The organism is Sulfurospirillum halorespirans DSM 13726, from assembly GCF_001723605.1.
Taxonomy (GTDB): Bacteria; Campylobacterota; Campylobacteria; order Campylobacterales; family Sulfurospirillaceae; genus Sulfurospirillum; species Sulfurospirillum halorespirans.
Genome location: NZ_CP017111.1, coordinates 2,552,432 through 2,568,034 on the forward strand (window position 1 = coordinate 2,552,432; position 15,603 = coordinate 2,568,034).

18 protein-coding genes are annotated in these 15,603 nt (G+C 43.2%); 10 read left to right on the top strand and 8 right to left on the bottom strand.

Annotated features, from left to right (window positions below; genetic code table 11):
* Positions 1-117: 117 nt before the first annotated feature.
* The gene (locus tag SHALO_RS12820; RefSeq protein WP_069478862.1) at positions 118-744 is read left to right on the top strand and encodes a LysE family translocator; all 627 of its coding nucleotides are present in this window, start codon (positions 118-120) and stop codon (positions 742-744) included.
* Here SHALO_RS12820 and SHALO_RS12825 read toward each other — a convergent pair.
* Genes SHALO_RS12825 through SHALO_RS12850 form a run of 6 tightly spaced genes read right to left on the bottom strand, consistent with a single transcriptional unit; the run spans position 741 to position 5,173 of the window.
* Positions 741-1,556 carry a TIGR01777 family oxidoreductase gene (locus SHALO_RS12825; RefSeq protein ID WP_069478863.1) on the bottom strand — a complete coding sequence of 272 codons (816 nt, stop codon included), beginning with the start codon at positions 1,554-1,556 and terminating at the stop codon, positions 741-743. The two genes, SHALO_RS12820 and SHALO_RS12825, sit on opposite strands and share 4 nt — an antisense overlap.
* A gap of 1 nt (position 1,557) precedes the next feature.
* Complete coding sequence (locus SHALO_RS12830) at positions 1,558-2,064, bottom strand: hypothetical protein (RefSeq protein ID WP_069478864.1); 507 nt, start codon at positions 2,062-2,064, stop codon at positions 1,558-1,560.
* A complete protein-coding gene (locus SHALO_RS12835; RefSeq protein ID WP_069477106.1) occupies positions 2,061-3,023 on the bottom strand; it encodes a hypothetical protein in 963 nt (320 codons plus the stop codon). Before SHALO_RS12835 ends, SHALO_RS12830 begins: the two co-directional genes overlap by 4 nt.
* On the bottom strand, positions 3,020-3,685 hold the full coding sequence (locus SHALO_RS12840) for an ABC transporter ATP-binding protein (RefSeq protein ID WP_069477107.1): 666 nt from the start codon (positions 3,683-3,685) through the stop codon (positions 3,020-3,022). The genes SHALO_RS12835 and SHALO_RS12840 overlap by 4 nt, the downstream gene beginning before the upstream one ends.
* The gene (locus tag SHALO_RS12845) at positions 3,682-4,869 is read right to left on the bottom strand and encodes an ABC transporter permease (protein ID WP_069477108.1); all 1,188 of its coding nucleotides are present in this window, start codon (positions 4,867-4,869) and stop codon (positions 3,682-3,684) included. Before SHALO_RS12845 ends, SHALO_RS12840 begins: the two co-directional genes overlap by 4 nt.
* The gene (locus tag SHALO_RS12850; protein WP_069478865.1) at positions 4,859-5,173 is read right to left on the bottom strand and encodes a hypothetical protein; all 315 of its coding nucleotides are present in this window, start codon (positions 5,171-5,173) and stop codon (positions 4,859-4,861) included. The genes SHALO_RS12845 and SHALO_RS12850 overlap by 11 nt, the downstream gene beginning before the upstream one ends.
* Before the next feature lie 267 nt (positions 5,174-5,440).
* Here SHALO_RS12850 and SHALO_RS12855 point away from each other — a divergent pair, with 267 nt between their 5' ends.
* Entirely contained in the window at positions 5,441-6,064 is a 624-nt protein-coding gene (locus tag SHALO_RS12855; protein ID WP_069478866.1) for a LysE family transporter, read from the top strand.
* Here the strand turns inward: SHALO_RS12855 and SHALO_RS12860 are convergent.
* Positions 6,061-6,402, bottom strand: coding sequence for an arsenate reductase family protein (locus SHALO_RS12860; protein WP_069478867.1), 342 nt, complete (start codon positions 6,400-6,402; stop codon positions 6,061-6,063). The two genes, SHALO_RS12855 and SHALO_RS12860, sit on opposite strands and share 4 nt — an antisense overlap.
* Positions 6,399-8,516, bottom strand: a complete 2,118-nt coding sequence (locus SHALO_RS12865; RefSeq protein ID WP_069478868.1) for a diguanylate cyclase — start codon at positions 8,514-8,516, stop codon at positions 6,399-6,401. Before SHALO_RS12865 ends, SHALO_RS12860 begins: the two co-directional genes overlap by 4 nt.
* A 136-nt stretch (positions 8,517-8,652) precedes the next feature.
* Between SHALO_RS12865 and rarD the strand changes: the two genes are divergently transcribed.
* From rarD to SHALO_RS12905, 8 genes are all read left to right on the top strand, one after another.
* Complete coding sequence (gene rarD, locus SHALO_RS12870) at positions 8,653-9,549, top strand: EamA family transporter RarD (RefSeq protein ID WP_069478869.1); 897 nt, start codon at positions 8,653-8,655, stop codon at positions 9,547-9,549.
* Positions 9,550-10,224 carry a response regulator gene (locus SHALO_RS12875; protein WP_069478870.1) on the top strand — a complete coding sequence of 225 codons (675 nt, stop codon included), beginning with the start codon at positions 9,550-9,552 and terminating at the stop codon, positions 10,222-10,224.
* Entirely contained in the window at positions 10,208-11,605 is a 1,398-nt protein-coding gene (locus SHALO_RS12880) for a sensor histidine kinase (protein WP_069478871.1), read from the top strand. The genes SHALO_RS12875 and SHALO_RS12880 overlap by 17 nt, the downstream gene beginning before the upstream one ends.
* A gap of 105 nt (positions 11,606-11,710) precedes the next feature.
* Positions 11,711-13,222, top strand: a complete 1,512-nt coding sequence (locus SHALO_RS12885) for a phosphoethanolamine transferase (RefSeq protein WP_069479428.1) — start codon at positions 11,711-11,713, stop codon at positions 13,220-13,222.
* 45 nt (positions 13,223-13,267) lie between these two features.
* Complete coding sequence (locus tag SHALO_RS12890) at positions 13,268-13,741, top strand: DNA-deoxyinosine glycosylase (RefSeq protein ID WP_069478872.1); 474 nt, start codon at positions 13,268-13,270, stop codon at positions 13,739-13,741.
* Between the two features lie 75 nt (positions 13,742-13,816).
* The gene (locus tag SHALO_RS12895; RefSeq protein WP_069478873.1) at positions 13,817-15,004 is read left to right on the top strand and encodes an EAL domain-containing protein; all 1,188 of its coding nucleotides are present in this window, start codon (positions 13,817-13,819) and stop codon (positions 15,002-15,004) included.
* A 109-nt stretch (positions 15,005-15,113) separates the two neighbouring features.
* Entirely contained in the window at positions 15,114-15,329 is a 216-nt protein-coding gene (gene relB, locus SHALO_RS12900; protein WP_069478874.1) for a type II toxin-antitoxin system RelB family antitoxin, read from the top strand.
* Positions 15,313-15,582 (top strand): type II toxin-antitoxin system RelE family toxin, encoded by a 270-nt coding sequence (locus SHALO_RS12905; protein ID WP_202968803.1) that lies wholly within the window; start codon positions 15,313-15,315, stop codon positions 15,580-15,582. The genes relB and SHALO_RS12905 overlap by 17 nt, the downstream gene beginning before the upstream one ends.
* Positions 15,583-15,603: the final 21 nt, after the last annotated feature.

Sequence of the window (15,603 nt, forward strand, 5' to 3'; positions counted from 1 at the left end):
AATATCTTTTTAGTTCTCTTGCTGTAATATTTTAAAATTAATGCGAATCATTTCATTTAAAAGCCCTAAAACAGGGAATTTTAATGATTTAAATCTTTACATGTAAAAAGGAAGAAAATGCCGTTGGAGCTTTGGACATTTTTAATTGCGATTACCCTGCTGACGATGACACCCGGAGCGGACACGATGATCGTCATTCGCAACACTCTGCGTGGTGGTGCTCGTGATGGGCTCGTTTCAAGTTTGGGAATTTGTTTGGGATTATTTGTGCACGCAACGCTCTCAGCTGTGGGCATTTCAGCGATTTTGCTCTATTCGGCTACAGCGTTTATGCTTTTAAAAACGATCGGTGCACTCTATCTTCTCTGGCTTGGTCTGAGTTCGCTTCGCTCTTTTTGGAATGCCAAAAGGATGCACCAAAAAGCGGTGGAGAAAAAACCATTTTCCTTTTGGACATCGCTTCATGAGGGCTTTTTATCGAATGTTCTCAATCCAAAAGCGATCATTTTTTACATGGCATTTCTGCCACAATTTATCTCACACGATCACTCCGCCCTTGCGCAATCTCTCTTTTTGGCGCTTATTCACTTTATCATTGGGATGATTTGGCTTGGGCTTTTGATCTACACGATTGTCTCAACCCATAGTTTTATCACGAGAAAAAGTGTACGCCAAAGTCTGGATGCCATCTCGGGCGTCGTGATGATTGCCCTTGGTATCCGACTTTTTTTGGAAAAACGTTAAGCCAAAATTTTACGAAGGGAACTCTCCAAATCAGGATACGCAAAGACAAACCCTTGATTTAAAAGCGCTTTAGGGTACGCCTCTTTACTATCAAGCAACACGGTCGATCCCTCGCCAAAGAGCATTTTAATGATGAAGGATGGCACCGGAAAAAACGTTGGGCGATGCAATACCTTGCCCAGTATTTTGGTAAAGTGATAGTTCGTAAGCGGTTGCGGAGATGTCGCGTTAAAAATGCCTTCCAACCGTTTTTCTAGTACAAACGCATAAATGGAGACCAGATCATCAATGTCGATCCAACTGGTGATCATCCTGCCATCGCCGATGATGCCTCCCATGCACATCCGAAACGCAGGCAACATCTTCTCCAACGCTCCTCCCTCGCCCAAAACCACGCCAAAGCGTAAAATAGTCGTGCGCTTTGTGCATTTTTGTGCTTCCCTCTCCCATGCAAGGGCGAGATGTCCTAAAAAATCTTCACTTAATTTGGAGCTCTCTTCATCGCAGGGCACATTATTGGGGTAAATTCCCACCGCAGAAGTTGAGATGAAATGCTCTACGTCGCTTTGATGAATCGCCGCTACAAGCTTTTTGGTCGTCTCGATGCGACTGTCCCACAACACTTTTTTATACGCTTCATCCCACTTTGCCACAATGGGAGCCCCCGCAAGGTTGAAAACGGCATAGACATCTTTTAGCTTGCGCGCAATTGCTTCCACATCATCCTTGCGTTCAATCACCACAAAATCAGGAAATTTCTGTTTTAACGCGTTTGCCACAAAACCGCTTGCGCCGCTGATCGCTACTTTCATCTTAGTGTCCTTTGAGTCGTTGTCGTATTTTTGGATCGCTCATGTTTTCGCCTCTGAGCATGCGAAGACGCATCTCCGTAAAGTCTATCATACCCTCTTTTGGATTTTCGTAGGCGGCAAAACCATAGAGCATCGGTGTCTCTTCGGTGAACGTGTACGACGCTTTGAGCGCATCGATGTAGCGATTGATCTCAGTACTAAAGACCCACAGCGTAATGGTTTCGGGGTCAATCTTCTGCTCTTTGAGCCACAAAATAGCACACCCAATGTCATCAAAAAAGTGCGTTTTAAGATCGTTCGTGATGATCTGCGCTGTGTGTTTTTCACCCACAAGGTACATATTGCAAAGCGCGCAGGTAACGGTATTGTCCTTAAATTCGAGAGGCATTTTCTCTTTATTGACGATTTGCGTGGGCAGTTGATGCTTTACATGTAAAAACCAAAAGAGACCACCCAGCGCAAGAAGTGGGAAAAGTACGAGAATAAAAACTCCTATTTTTTTCTTCATAACCAGACTCCATTGCGTAGAAAATAGACGAGCGGATAGGCGGAAATGCTAAGCAGATAGAGCGTATTAAATGCCAAAGAAGAACGCATAAATCGAGGCTGAGTTCTTCGTGAAAGAAGCGCTAGGACACCTCCTCCCATTCCCAAAAACGTACCTGCAAACACGAAAGCATACAGCGCGTACCCGACGTAATAATAATCTTTTTGCAAGAGACAAAACGGACAACGGTGTGTCGGAAGCTCGTACACATAGGTGCTAAAAAAGATGATCAACGAGATGATCGCAAAAATGAGGAAAAGTGCATTAGAGACAATCAAAAGTAGGCGGTTTTTAAGTCCATACGCCAAGAGTGTGATGCCAAAAGAGCCGTAAAAGAGCCCAACCCAAACACGCTCATCGACCACAAAAAGCAGTGACATGTACGAATCACTTGCCGCAGAGAAGAGCGTTCCGCAACAGCTGACGATTTTGCTGATGTTAAGGCTGGAAAAAAACGAGACTTCAAGCGCAATTTCGGCAAAAAGAGGCAGTGCAAACAGTAAAAACAGCACAAATTTGAGTCGTGTAAAGGGGAGTTTTTCATCAGTAACATCGGCATAATGCAGGAGCAACCAAAAGCCAAAAAGGTAGAGATTGAGCAGTTTAAACAGCGTCAAATAAAGCCCAAAATCAACCGAATTAACCACCCCTGCGGCACACATCGCTCCTGCGATGATGGAAGAGAGTTTGTCGCACGTGTAGATAAAAAAGGCAAACAGCGGCAGTTTGAGCATAAAAATGTACTTGATGATGATGGCACCCAAATAGCTCTGTTTGGAAAGGGTGTATTGAAAGGGTGTCGTTGCTTTGGCGTTCCAGTGAAATGCGATGCGAAACGCCACAACCCACGCGATGAGCCCAAAAAAGCAAAAGATGGCATCCAGCGTTAAAAGCGCGATAATTTCAGGTGTCAAACTCATACCAGTTCACCGTTTTTGATCTCGATGATACGATCGACAAACCCAAGCTCAAAAAAGAGCGGATCGTGCGTTGCGATGAGTTGCGTAATGCCTTGGCGTTTAAGTCTTTCAAACTGCGCTATCAGCTCACGCGAGAGATTTTCATCGAGATTGGCGGTCGGCTCATCGGCTAAAATAAGCAGAGGGTTATTAACCAAAGCACGCGCAATGGCGACGCGTTGCTGCTCGCCTCCTGAGAGGCGGTTTACGCGCATCTGCGCTTTATGCGCTATGCCACACTGTTCCATCGATGTTTTGGCTTTTTCATCCAAAAGAGAGAGCGCAAGGTTTTCAGGAATCAGGGGCGTTATCACATTTTCCAAAGCAGTCAGATGGGGAATCAAATGAAATTTCTGAAAGATAAACCCGATCTTTTGGCGACGCAGTTTGGCGCTAAACTGTTCAGGCAATTTTGAAATTTCCCTGCCATCCACGCTCACTTCGCCACTGTTGGGTTGCGCAAGTCCTGCGATTAAAGAAAGCAGCGTACTCTTTCCACTGCCGCTATTTCCTTTGAGCACCACACACTCGCCACGCTTTACATGTAAAGAGATTTGAGTGAGGGCAAATACGCTCTCATCGCCTTGCATAAAGCTTTTACACACATCATGGAGCTGTATCATCGCATCACCTCGTCCGCATCTAAACTTGAAGCGCGCCATGAGGGAATCAAGGTTGCGGCGATGTAAATGGGCACACTGAGTAAAAAAAGCAGTACCACCATGGAAAGATTGAAACTAAAGGGAAGCAAAAAGGTGGGTTTGAGCTCCGAATAGCCCATGAAAAGGTTTCGCAAGAGCGGTGCTTGCAGTGCATACACGTAAAAAAGAGCGCACGAGATACTCAGTAAAAAAGCGCCCAACGAGAGGATAAAACTCTCATAAAACTTCTCTTTCACAATGTCATCACTGCTCCAACCAATCGCCTTTAAAATGCCGATTTCCCGCTTCTCTTCGGAGCTTAGCCCGCTGGTTTTATCGTAAATGATGATGAAAAAGGCAAACGCACAGACGCTAAAAAGGGAGAGAAAAAAGCCACTTTTATAATCAAAAATATTTTGGTAACTCACCCTGATGTCATCTTGCGTGATGGCGCGCATATCAGGATAGCGCGCGGTGATTTTCTGCACAATGGTCGCAATCTCTTTGACATTTGCCACTTTGACCACAATGTCAGTCGCTTTGCTCTCCTCCATACCAAAAATGGCGTAGGCAAGTTTTTTAGGAAGGATGATCAGATCGTTTGACTCCAAAGCAAGATCGGAATGAAAAACCCCAGCAATCGGCACTCTTTTCCACTGACCATCGGGCGTAATAAAGTTAAAAAAGTCGGTGTAGTAGTTCTCTGCTAAGATTTTTTTCACCCCTTCGCCTACGATCATGCTCTCTTTATTGGCGAGCAGTTTCATATCGAAATGTTGGGTCAAAAGCGTAAGCGTTGACGAGTACTGCTCCTCATACGCATCGATGCCCACGACCGAAAAGTTCACACCTGCGGGTTTAAAATAGTAGTAACCCCACACACGTGGTGTCACTGCACTGATGCCTTCAATGTCTAAAAGTGCCTCGGCGCGCGCAATCGGAACATCACTCTGTTTGCCAGCGATAAAACGCTGCAAGGTGATCTGCGGCAAGGTTTTCAGCGTCGAATTTAGCTCCAACTTGATCGCATCGGCGATCATCAAAACCGAAGCGAGCAGAAAAATCAGCAGGCTTAAAATCAAAAAGATAAAAAAATTCTTGCTAAAGCGTCGCATCAAAGAGCGAATCGCATAATCCAGCAGTAAAAAATTCATATTAAAAATCACGTTCTATCCTTGAAGGCTGTGTGTTGGGTGCGAAATGGTAGACAAAAGTGGAAGGAAAATATTCTAACAGCTCAGGCGATTCATTAAAATAGGAGAAAACATCGCTGAGACTTCGGTGGCGAACATAGTGTGCTTCACCCACAAGCGCAAGATCGGGAAGCCCTACAAATGCGCTCAATGCTTCTTTACATGTAAGCTTTTCTTGAGTCAGTGCACGCGTGGATGAGAAGTAAAACAGTTGTGCCATTATCGTGACACACAGCGTCATAAAGAGTGCAAAAAACGTGATTCGAGCTGACATCATCTCTCCTGTAACATTCGCGAAGATTGTACCACACGAACGCTCTTTTATCAATAGAGTTATTATAGAACTCTTAACACGTTTTTAAAGCAAAGCTCAAAACGAAGTTTCTGTGAAAAAACTACGTTAACACTGGGTTTTCCTCGGCGGAATGCCCACGCACCTTTGGTGCTTTGTGATCTTGCGAATAAATTTTGAAAAAACTCTATTTCTTCTAAGCCATTTTGATTTACAATACGGCATCTTAAATGCTTTAGCGAAGGACGTTTTATGCAACTTGATATTTGGCTTACGATGCTGGTCGCATCCATTCTCATCAGTGTTTCACCAGGAGCAGGTGCGGTGGTTTCTATGAATTATGGACTCAAATACGGGCTCAAACGCTCTTATGCCGCCATTATGGGGCTTCAAATGGGGCTTTTTGTGCAAACCTTTGTGGTCGTTATTGGACTTGGCTCACTCATTATGAGTTCGCTTCTGCTGTTTAACATCATCAAGTGGATTGGTGTGGTTTATTTGATCTTTTTAGGCGTGATGAAGTTCATCGAAAAACCTCAATTGCCAAGTGATGCCGCCAATATTAAAGCGTTCTCAGCGTCCAAAGCATTTGTTCAAGCCACGCTCATTAACCTCACCAACATCAAAGCAACGGTCTTCTTGGTGGCGTTTATTCCCCAATTTCTCAACCCAAATGAGCCGCTTTTAGGGCAATTTGTCATCATCTGTTCGACGCTCATTTGCGTGGACATCATCGTAATGACAGGCTACAGCTCCCTTGCTTCACGCCTGAAAAACGTCATCAAATCCATTCGCGCAATTCAGATTCAAAACCGTCTGACTGGTGCTTTTTTACTCGTAGCAGCCTTTTTTATCTCAACCGCAAAAAGGGCTTAAGCGAACGTCTTGGCGTAAACCTCTTCATCAAATCCAACCAAAAGCGCCCCGTCTTCACACTCGACGATGGGGCGTTTGAAGAGGAGTTGTTCTCGTAAAAGCCAGCTTTTCTTCTCTTCATCGCTGATCTCTTTGGTTAGATTCAAGGTTTTAAACTTTGTGCCTTTGGTATTGAAAACAACAGAAAGAGGTTTTTTGGATAGCCACTCTTCCAGTTTTGCTTCGCTGATTGCGGTGGTTTTAAGATCGATAAAACTGTAAGGAACCACCTTCGCTTTAAAAAATGAAATGGCTTTTTTCACACTGCCACAGGTGGTAATGCCGTAAACTTTAATCATCCTAACTCCTCATAAAATTCGATGCGGTTGCGCCCTTTTTGTTTGGCAAGGTACATCGCCTTATCGGCTTCGCTAAAGACACGCTCTTTGCTGTGTGAATGCTGGCTAAAAAGCGAAATACCAATGCTTGCACTGCACTCATGTGTAATGATGCGTGAATCGTCTTCAAGATCAAGCACGAGCACGTATGGAGCGTTTACATGTAAACGAATTTTACCTGCAATTTTCAGTGCTTCTGCTTTGGCGGCACTCTCTTCTTCATCTAAATCCCGTAGGGCAACCAAAAACTCATCGCCACCAAAACGTGCCACCAAGTCTACCTCACGCACACAAGCGCGAAGCCTTTTTGCCACTTCGATCAACAAAAGATCGCCTGCATTGTGACCGTGCGTATCGTTGAGAGGTTTGAAATTATCAAGGTCGAGCACCAACAGTGCCCCGTGTTTTTGCATGCGTTTGGCATGGGCTATCATCGTAGCAAAGGTTTCATGAAACATCCTGCGATTGGGCAGATGCGTCAAGGAGTCATGATACGCAAGCTCTTTGATCAGCTCTTCACTCTTTTTGCGCTCGGTAATATCCGTCGAAATGCCACACAAACCGTAAATAATTCCCTCTTCATTGTAAAGAGGTATTTTCGTCGAGATACACGTAATCGCCATGGAATGATCTTTAAGCACAAAAGTATCTTCCGAGGTCACTTTATGCCCAAAATGAATCACCTCTTCATCTATTTTGCGAATCATCTGAATCGTTTTGGCATCAAAAAAGAGCTCATCACTTTGTCCTATGATCTCCTCTAGTTTCACTTCCAAATGTTCGCAAGCTCTTTTGTTGGCATACGCATAACGGTACTGAACATCTTTAATGTAGATAAACGCATCAACGCTGTCTAAAATCGTATTGAGCTTCGCTTCGCTTTGCATAAACCCTTTGGTACGTTCTTGGATTTTTTCTTCAAGGGCAACATTATTGGCACGTATATAGGCGATCATCTTGATAAACTCTTGGGAAAGTGCTTCAATTTCTGCACTTCCTAAAGGGGAGAGATCCACCTCATAGTTCCCTTTTTCCACCCGTTGCATGGAGGATTTTAGCTTTTCAAGAGGTTTGATGATTAAAAAATGTAGCGCTCCTGCAACCAAAATTAGAATCACCAAAAAGAGCAGACAAAGCATCGGGAAGATCGAAAAATCTTTGGCGATTTGCAGCTCTTCTTCATCAATGAGCGTCAAATTGAACCATTCAACCTCGGGAAGAAAACTCATGCCTAAGAGTTTTTTAGACCCCTCATACTCAACCCAAAAGGTACGAATGGCATCTGGATGCGCCCTTAGATACATTATTGCATCACGAATGGCATCTTTATCTTCAACCCGTGTAAAAAACTCCGTAATTTTTTTATGCCCACCAGCGTTTGTTTTGAGGTTTTCATCGTATTTCAGATGGGTATCTCGCTCTAATTGAACATCTAAGTGGCGGTTGATAAAAAAGTTTCGCACACCCTCTTGCTCAATGCCCACGGACTCTCTCACAAAGCGGGTAAAATCCAGTCCTGTTCCAACAATGCCTAAGAGTTCACCGTTTTCTTTTAAATCATAGTTGATCCAAATGTACGTCGTACCCAAAAATTCATCGGTATCGACATTGATGCGATACGCTTGATTGTCGCTCAAAACATCGTAAAACCATGCGTCATTTTTTTGACTTGAGGAGAGTTTGTACTGAAACTGTTTTCCGTTATAACTGTTTTTGGCATCATTGAAGTAGTAATTTTCACTTTTTGTAAACGCCGCAAAATAGCTTTGGCTCTGAAACTTTGAACGATACGCCTCTAACAGTGCAATGCCATTTTTGCGTAAAAGGGGGTCTTTATCATTGCGCGCCATGGCAAGCAGTGTGGGTTCTTTGACCATCTCTTTGATAATCTCAAGCTCGTGCAAAAGGGGCAAAAGCGTGCGATTTTTATCAAAAAGAATCTGCTTCTTGACAAACCGTTCAGCCCATTTTTCATTGATCTGTTCTAGCACATGCTTAGAATAGGACCAAACCGTAAGCGAAAAGAGGATGAACAAAGCGGTCATAAAGATAAAAAGTTTTACTTTGAGACTCATTGTCACTCCCTCTCTTTCCTGATGATTTGAATTATAACAATTTTTTGTCACAAATACGAATGACATCTTGATTTTAATTTCAACCTGTAAGCATCATTACTCTATAATAACAGCACTTTTTTACAAGTTGGAACCCATGAATAATCTCTCTCGTGAAGCACAAGGCTACATCTACGCACTGATGGCATTTGGTTTTTGGGGCTTAATCCCGATCTATTTTAAACTGATCGCTTCGGTCTCACCTGCGGAGATCTTGGCGCATCGTATTATCTGGTCGGTGGTGTTGCTCTTTGGCATGATCCTTTTTAGCCGTCAATTTGGTGCATTTACCCTCCTCATTCGAGACCTCCACAAGATCAAATACCTCGTCCTCACAGCCCTGCTTGTCTCCATCAATTGGCTCGTTTTCATCTGGGCGGTAAGCCATAACATGATCGCAGAATCCAGCCTTGGCTACTACATTAACCCACTGGTCAATTTTGCACTGGGCATCATTTTTTTCAAAGATCGTCCCTCCTTTTGGCAAAAAGTTGCCATTGGGTTAGCCTTTGGCGCTATTGTCTATCAAGTCGTTACGCTCGGCTCCATCCCTGTTATTTCACTCGCCTTAGCCTTTAGTTTTGGCTTTTACGGGATGATTCGCAAACAGATCAACTTGCCTGCCATGAATGGGCTTTACATCGAAACGCTCATTTTATTGCCTTTGGCACTGCTCTATTTTAGCTACCTTGTTGCGACAGACCAAAACGCGTTTGTCTTTCCACCCAATGGCGTTTCATGGCTTTTACTGCTCGCTGGCATCATCACCGTACTTCCATTGTTGTGGTTTAATGCCGCTGCTACACGCATTTCACTGATCCACATCGGCTTTTTTCAGTACATTAGCCCGACCGTTTCCTTTTTGTTAGCTATTTTTGTTTATGATGAAGTTTTACTTCCTGAAAAACTGACGACGTTTGTGCTGATTTGGATTGCGTTAGCCATTTTTAGCATCGATGGGTATATGAAAAAAAGAGCTTCCAAAGAGGGTTAAATGAAAATTTTAGTCGTTGAAGATGATGCCAAAATCGCCTCGTTCCTTAAAAAAGGACTCGAAGAGGAGTATTTTTGTGTCGATCAGTGTGACAACGGTGAAGACGCGATCTACTTAGCGCAAATGGGTGCTTACGATGTGATCATTTTAGATATTATGCTGCGAGGTGCGCAAGGCGATCAGGTTTGCCAAAAGATTCGCGAAAAGAAACTTACAACGCCTATCATTATGCTCAGTGCCAAAAGTACGATCAGCGATAAAGTGAGTCTGCTCAATTTTGGAGCCGATGACTACTTGACCAAACCGTTTAGTTTTGAAGAACTTTTGGCGCGCATTCATGTGCAACTACGCAAACATAACGCCAAAGAATCTGTGCTCAAAGTGGCAGATTTGGAGCTCAATCTTTTGAGTAAAACGGTGATGCGTTCAAGTGAGCACATTGTTTTAACCGCCAAAGAGTATGCCCTTTTGGAGTATCTGATGCGCCATAAAGGCTCCATCATCGAAGAGCGCGCTTTAGAAGAGCAACTCTTTAGCAGTGACCAATCCATCAACAGCAATATCATTTCTGTTTACATGTACCGCTTACGCACAAAAATCGATAAAAATTTTGAGCTAAAGCTCATTAAAACCCACCGTAATTTAGGATACTCGATCCATGAAAACGCCCTTTAAAAGCCTTAGATTCCGTCTTTTGGCGGCACTTTTTGTTATCTTGTCTGCTCTGTTTTACAGCTTTGGCTATTTGGTCATTTATACCCTTGAAACGTCGTATCAAAAAAGCATTGAAGCGACGTTATTTACCGTTTTAAAAGACATTAAACACGATTTTGAGGAAGATCCAAACAAAGAGATAACGCTAAATGAAGTCAAAGAGGAGTTTGCCATTCCGCTCTTGTATGCGCAAGTGGTCGCGTATGACAGCATGTCAAATGCCCCACAGATCCTGTCGCGCTCAAGCGATCTTAAAGAGCTGAGGCTGAAAATCGAGCCTGCTCTCATTCAAGAGATCTTGGAACAACCCAGAGAAATCGCCTTTTCACTCGCTTTTGAGCCGAATCTGAGCCCTCATAAAATCTATATCGGAACCATGTTTTTAGCGCAAAATGAGTACCAAATGCTCTTTTTACAATGTGCTATTCCCTACGATAATCTCACACCACAGATTCAAGAGATGATCACAACGCTGAGTATCGGGCTTTGCGCTTTGCTCTTAATTGTTCTTGGTTTAGCCTACATGCTCATCTCCAAATCGCTCTCCAACGTTCAGCATGTTACCAATGCCGCTAAAGCGATGCGAGGAGAGATGGCGCATTCCATCATTCCTAAATCGCACACCGCTTATGAGATAGACGATCTCATCGAAACCTTTAACACACTTCTTAGCGAACTCCAACACGCCTACGCACAAGTCAAACAGTTTGGGCAAAATGCTTCGCATGAGCTCAAAACGCCCCTCACCATCATCAAAGGCGAAGTCGAAGTCGGGCTTCGTAAAGAGCGAACCATCCACGAGTATGAGCAAATTTTAGAAAAAGTGGCAAAAGAGGTTGGGGTTTTGCATGAAGTCATCGAAAAGATTCTTTTTTTATCGAGCAACACCAAAAATGATCTTAAAAAACATTTTCATGAGGTCTATCTGGATGAAGTTTTACTCGAAGCCATCGAAGAAAAACGCCCTTTGTGTGAACCCAAAGGCATTCACCTCATCGTCGAAACCCTGCAAGCACAAAATCTCAGAGGCAATGCAACCCTTTTAAAAATCGCCATTGCCAACCTCATCGACAATGCCATCAAATATTCACCCCAAAATGCCACGATTCACATCAGCCTTAACGCGCACGAGCTGAGCGTTAGGGACGAGGGGATGGGCATTAAGCAAGAGGCTATAGAGCATGTTTTTGAGCAGTTTTACCGCACTCAAGAGAGCAAAGAGATCGCCTCTGGGAGTGGATTGGGGCTTGCAATCGTTAAAAATATTATCGATCTGCATGATCTTTCCATCACCCTTGAAAGCGAAGAGCAAAAAGGAACACATGTAAAAATCCTTTTCTAATTCATCTTCCATTCATGCTCATGCTCTAAAATTTCCTTATCTTTTAGGTAAGGAAAACCTATGCTTTTCTCTTTTTTCAGATCCCAAAGTCAAAGGGCCATTTTAATGACCGCCCTAGGGATTGCTCTGTTATGCAACATCACTTTTTTTTCAAAACTGTTTCACTATGCTCTCAGTGAGCACAACTATTTTCTAGCGTTGAGCGCACCTTTTATTCTGATGCTGATGCTCATTGCTCTCTTAAACCTTCTCTTGCTTTTTGCCTCTAAAAAGCTTTTTCGCTTGAGTCTTGTTGTGCTGATTTTTGCGGGTATTTTAGGCAGTTATTTTATTGATTCTTTTGGAGCTATCATCGATGCCAATATGTACACCAATATTTTTCAAACCGATAGCGGTGAAATACTCGATCTTTTAACGCCTAAACTTTTGCTCTACGTTGGGGCTGCCACACTTATCTCACTTTGGATACTTTTTAAAGCGCCTATACGGTTTGAAAGTTTCACCCAAGAGTTTGCTCAAAAAGCACTGGTACTGATTGTCTCTCTCCTGATGGTTTTGGGTGTTTATATGAATTTTGGCAAATCCTACAGCTCCTTTTTTAGAAACCATAATGAGCTTAAAATGTACATAAACCCAGCTTTTCCTATGCTCTCTTTTACAAAATTCGTTTATAAAAAAATCAAGCCAAAGCCTGTTTTTACCGCTATTGCAATGGATGCAACGCGTCCCATCCATGAAAAGAAAAAACTGGTTGTATTTATCTTAGGTGAAACAGCACGTGCGCGTAATTTTGCGCTCTTTGGGTATGATCGCCCAACCAATCCTCTGCTTTCCAAACGGGATGACATCGTCTTTTTAGACAATTTTGCCTCCTGTGGAACGGCAACGGCGATCTCGGTGCCGTGCATGTTCTCTAAATTTGGTAGAACCAATTGGAGTGAAGAGAAAGAGTCGTATGAAAATATCGTGGACGTGCTTGCCAAAACAGGCGTGCGCGTCATCTGGAGAGACAACAATTCAGGTGGCGACAAAAAAGTTGCCAAACGCATGAGCGATGTCGTGAACTACGGGGGAAAAGGGTTTGATGATGTCCTGCTTCGTGACTTTCAAGCCAACATCGATAAGCAGTATAAAGACACGTTTGTGGTCTTGCACCAAGAAGGAAGCCACGGACCGACCTACTTTAAGCGCTATCCTGACGCGTTTAAAACATTCACTCCAACCTGTGATACGCAAGATTTGGAAAAATGTACGCAAGAGATGATCGTCAATACCTACAATAACACAATTGCGTACACCGATTACATCATCAACGAGACGATTACGCAGCTCAAAGCCAATGAAGACAAATACGACACCACGCTCATTTATATCTCCGACCACGGCGAGTCTTTGGGTGAAAATGGTGTCTACTTACACGGACTTCCCTACATGATCGCTCCCGAAGATCAAAAGCACGTGCCAGCACTCTTTTACTTCAGCGACAAAGCTAAGCGTGAAGCCTTACATGTAAAAGCCAATGAGCGCTTTTCGCAGGACAATCTTTTCCACACGCTCTTAACGCTTTTTGAGGTTAAAACCAGCGAATACAAGCCAAACCTAGACCTCTTGCGCTAGGTTTGTGCTATACTTTTTGATCTTTACATGTAAAGTGAAAAAAGCATGCACCATACGTTTGAACCTGTTTATAATATCCACTCAAACGTGCTGATTTTAGGCACGTTTCCCTCCGTTAAATCGCGTGAACAACACTTCTTTTACGGCAACCCACAGAACCGTTTTTGGAAGGTCATTTCCGCCATTACTGAAGCACCGCTTCCCATCACCATCGAAGAGAAAAAAGCGATGCTCTTAGATCATGGCATTGCCATTTGGGATGTCATTCAAAGCTGCGATATTACAGGCTCCAGCGATAGCAGCATCACAAATGTGGTACCGATGGATTTTTCAAAGATTCTAAGGCACGCTTCCATCAAACAGATCTACGCCAACGGCGCAACAGCTGAAAAACTCTACCAAAAGCACTGCGAAGCAACGACAGGAAGGAACATCATCAAACTCCCTTCCACTAGCCCTGCTAATGCCGCATGTTCTTTGGAAAAACTGATCGAAGCGTGGAGCGTTATCTGCCGATAACGTTGCCTTCTTTTTCATCATGCGCCCTCATAGCGCTGTGTTATAATGTCTCTCATAGACCAAAAAGGGGGCTTTGTGGTTGCACAACTCATTCAAGACAGCGCTATTTACATCTATTTTCAACCGATCGTCTCCATTCGCAGTGCCAAGGTGATTGGTGTTGAAGCGCTGATGCGCGCGCACGATAAGCACAATGAACCGCTCTCGCCTATCTTTGTATTTGACCAAGCCAAAAAAGAGCATCTCTCGTTTGAGCTCGACAAATACGCGCGAACCAAAGCGCTTGAAACCTTTAAACCACTGCTAGACGCCAACAAAGAGCTGTTACTCTTTCTCAATTTTGAATCGCATCTGCTCGATAGCAAAATTAGCTTTGATGACTTTGCTTTCTGTTCACTCGCCAATGATTTTGGTATTCCGCCCTCACACATCGTCATTGAGATCAAAGAGTATCAGATCGAAGACACAGAGCGTCTCAAACAGTTCTGCGACTTCTACAAAGATCGAGGCTTTCTCATCGCTCTGGATGATTTTGGTGCGGGCAATGCCAATTTTGATCGCATCTCCACCGTACGCCCCCACATCGTCAAAGTTGATCGCTCGCTCGTGTTTAATGTGCATCAAAATTTCATCCATAAAGAGATTTTAAAATCCATCGCTAATATGTGCTTCAACATCGGCGCACTCGTGCTTGCCGAAGGGGTGGAAGAGGAAGAGGAAATTTTGCGCTCTTTAAAACTCGACATCGATCTTTTTCAAGGATTCTGGTTCGCAAGACCTAGTGCAACGATCTTTGATAAAGCGCTTTTGGATGAAAAAATTACCCACATTGGAGCAAGACATACTCAAAATGTCAAATCTTCCATGCAACGCAAAGAGATCTTAATCGAGAGTGCCAAAGCCTACACACACGCAATTATCGAAACAATTACACAAAAACATCAACCTGATCTGTTCGCGTTTCTGAAAGAGTTTGAGATCATCGAAGCGATCTACTGCATTGATGCTCAAACAGGCATTCAAGAGGGCAATACGATCATCAGCGCAGACACCAACGAGTTTTTCCAACCCGCACGAAACGGCGATAACCACGCGCTTAAAGAGTATTTTTACATCACCAAAGAGTCCAAACGGGGCAATTACCTGAGCCAAAAGTACATTTCAAGGGCTTCGGGTCGCATGTGCCGCACCTTCGCTCAAAAATTTGCGCATGAAGGCAAAGAGAGCATTTTGTGTCTCGATCTTAAAGTGCAAACGCTATAACACAAATGCCTAAAGTTTGATGGTCATTCTAAAAGTACAAAAGCCGTTTAGCCTGATTTGCGCTATAATATGAATACAAAAAATACACGTATTCACAAAGGAGGATATTATGGCGACTTCCATTCGACTTGATGATAGTTTTGAAGCACGCTTAAGCCGTTTAGCCTCATTAACCGATCGTCCAAAATCTTTTTATATCCGCAAATTATTTGAGGATTATTTTGAAAATTTGGAAGATTATTATTTGGCAGAAAAAGCAGATCAAACGCCTGAGCCAATTTATACCTTAGATGAAGTGGTACAAGAACTTGGCTTGGATCGTTAAATTTAAAGAGAGTGCCAAAAAAGAGCTTTCAAAACTAGACAAACCTATTGCAAAAAAGCTTGTTATCTTTTTACAACAACTAAGTAATTGTGATGATCCTAGGCATAAAGGTAAACAGCTCAAGGGTAAACTCAAAGATTTTTGGAGATATAGAGTGAGTGATTATCGCATCATTACCAAAATCACCGATCAAGAAATCACTATTTTAGTTTTAAAAGTGGCACATCGTAAAGATGTTTACGAGGATCAATAAGTCAGATTTAAAAGGTTACAT

Coding starts and splice junctions, on each gene's coding strand:
- SHALO_RS12855 (WP_069478866.1), top strand. CDS start 5,441: ATGCAACTTGATATTTGGCTTACGATGCTGGTCGCATCCATTCTCATC.
- SHALO_RS12825 (WP_069478863.1), bottom strand. CDS start 1,556: ATGAAAGTAGCGATCAGCGGCGCAAGCGGTTTTGTGGCAAACGCGTTA.
- SHALO_RS12835 (WP_069477106.1), bottom strand. CDS start 3,023: ATGAGTTTGACACCTGAAATTATCGCGCTTTTAACGCTGGATGCCATC.
- rarD (WP_069478869.1), top strand. CDS start 8,653: ATGAATAATCTCTCTCGTGAAGCACAAGGCTACATCTACGCACTGATG.
- relB (WP_069478874.1), top strand. CDS start 15,114: ATGGCGACTTCCATTCGACTTGATGATAGTTTTGAAGCACGCTTAAGC.
- SHALO_RS12875 (WP_069478870.1), top strand. CDS start 9,550: ATGAAAATTTTAGTCGTTGAAGATGATGCCAAAATCGCCTCGTTCCTT.
- SHALO_RS12850 (WP_069478865.1), bottom strand. CDS start 5,173: ATGATGTCAGCTCGAATCACGTTTTTTGCACTCTTTATGACGCTGTGT.
- SHALO_RS12890 (WP_069478872.1), top strand. CDS start 13,268: ATGCACCATACGTTTGAACCTGTTTATAATATCCACTCAAACGTGCTG.
- SHALO_RS12860 (WP_069478867.1), bottom strand. CDS start 6,402: ATGATTAAAGTTTACGGCATTACCACCTGTGGCAGTGTGAAAAAAGCC.
- SHALO_RS12840 (WP_069477107.1), bottom strand. CDS start 3,685: ATGATACAGCTCCATGATGTGTGTAAAAGCTTTATGCAAGGCGATGAG.
- SHALO_RS12820 (WP_069478862.1), top strand. CDS start 118: ATGCCGTTGGAGCTTTGGACATTTTTAATTGCGATTACCCTGCTGACG.
- SHALO_RS12830 (WP_069478864.1), bottom strand. CDS start 2,064: ATGAAGAAAAAAATAGGAGTTTTTATTCTCGTACTTTTCCCACTTCTT.
- SHALO_RS12885 (WP_069479428.1), top strand. CDS start 11,711: ATGACCGCCCTAGGGATTGCTCTGTTATGCAACATCACTTTTTTTTCA.
- SHALO_RS12865 (WP_069478868.1), bottom strand. CDS start 8,516: ATGAGTCTCAAAGTAAAACTTTTTATCTTTATGACCGCTTTGTTCATC.
- SHALO_RS12880 (WP_069478871.1), top strand. CDS start 10,208: ATGAAAACGCCCTTTAAAAGCCTTAGATTCCGTCTTTTGGCGGCACTT.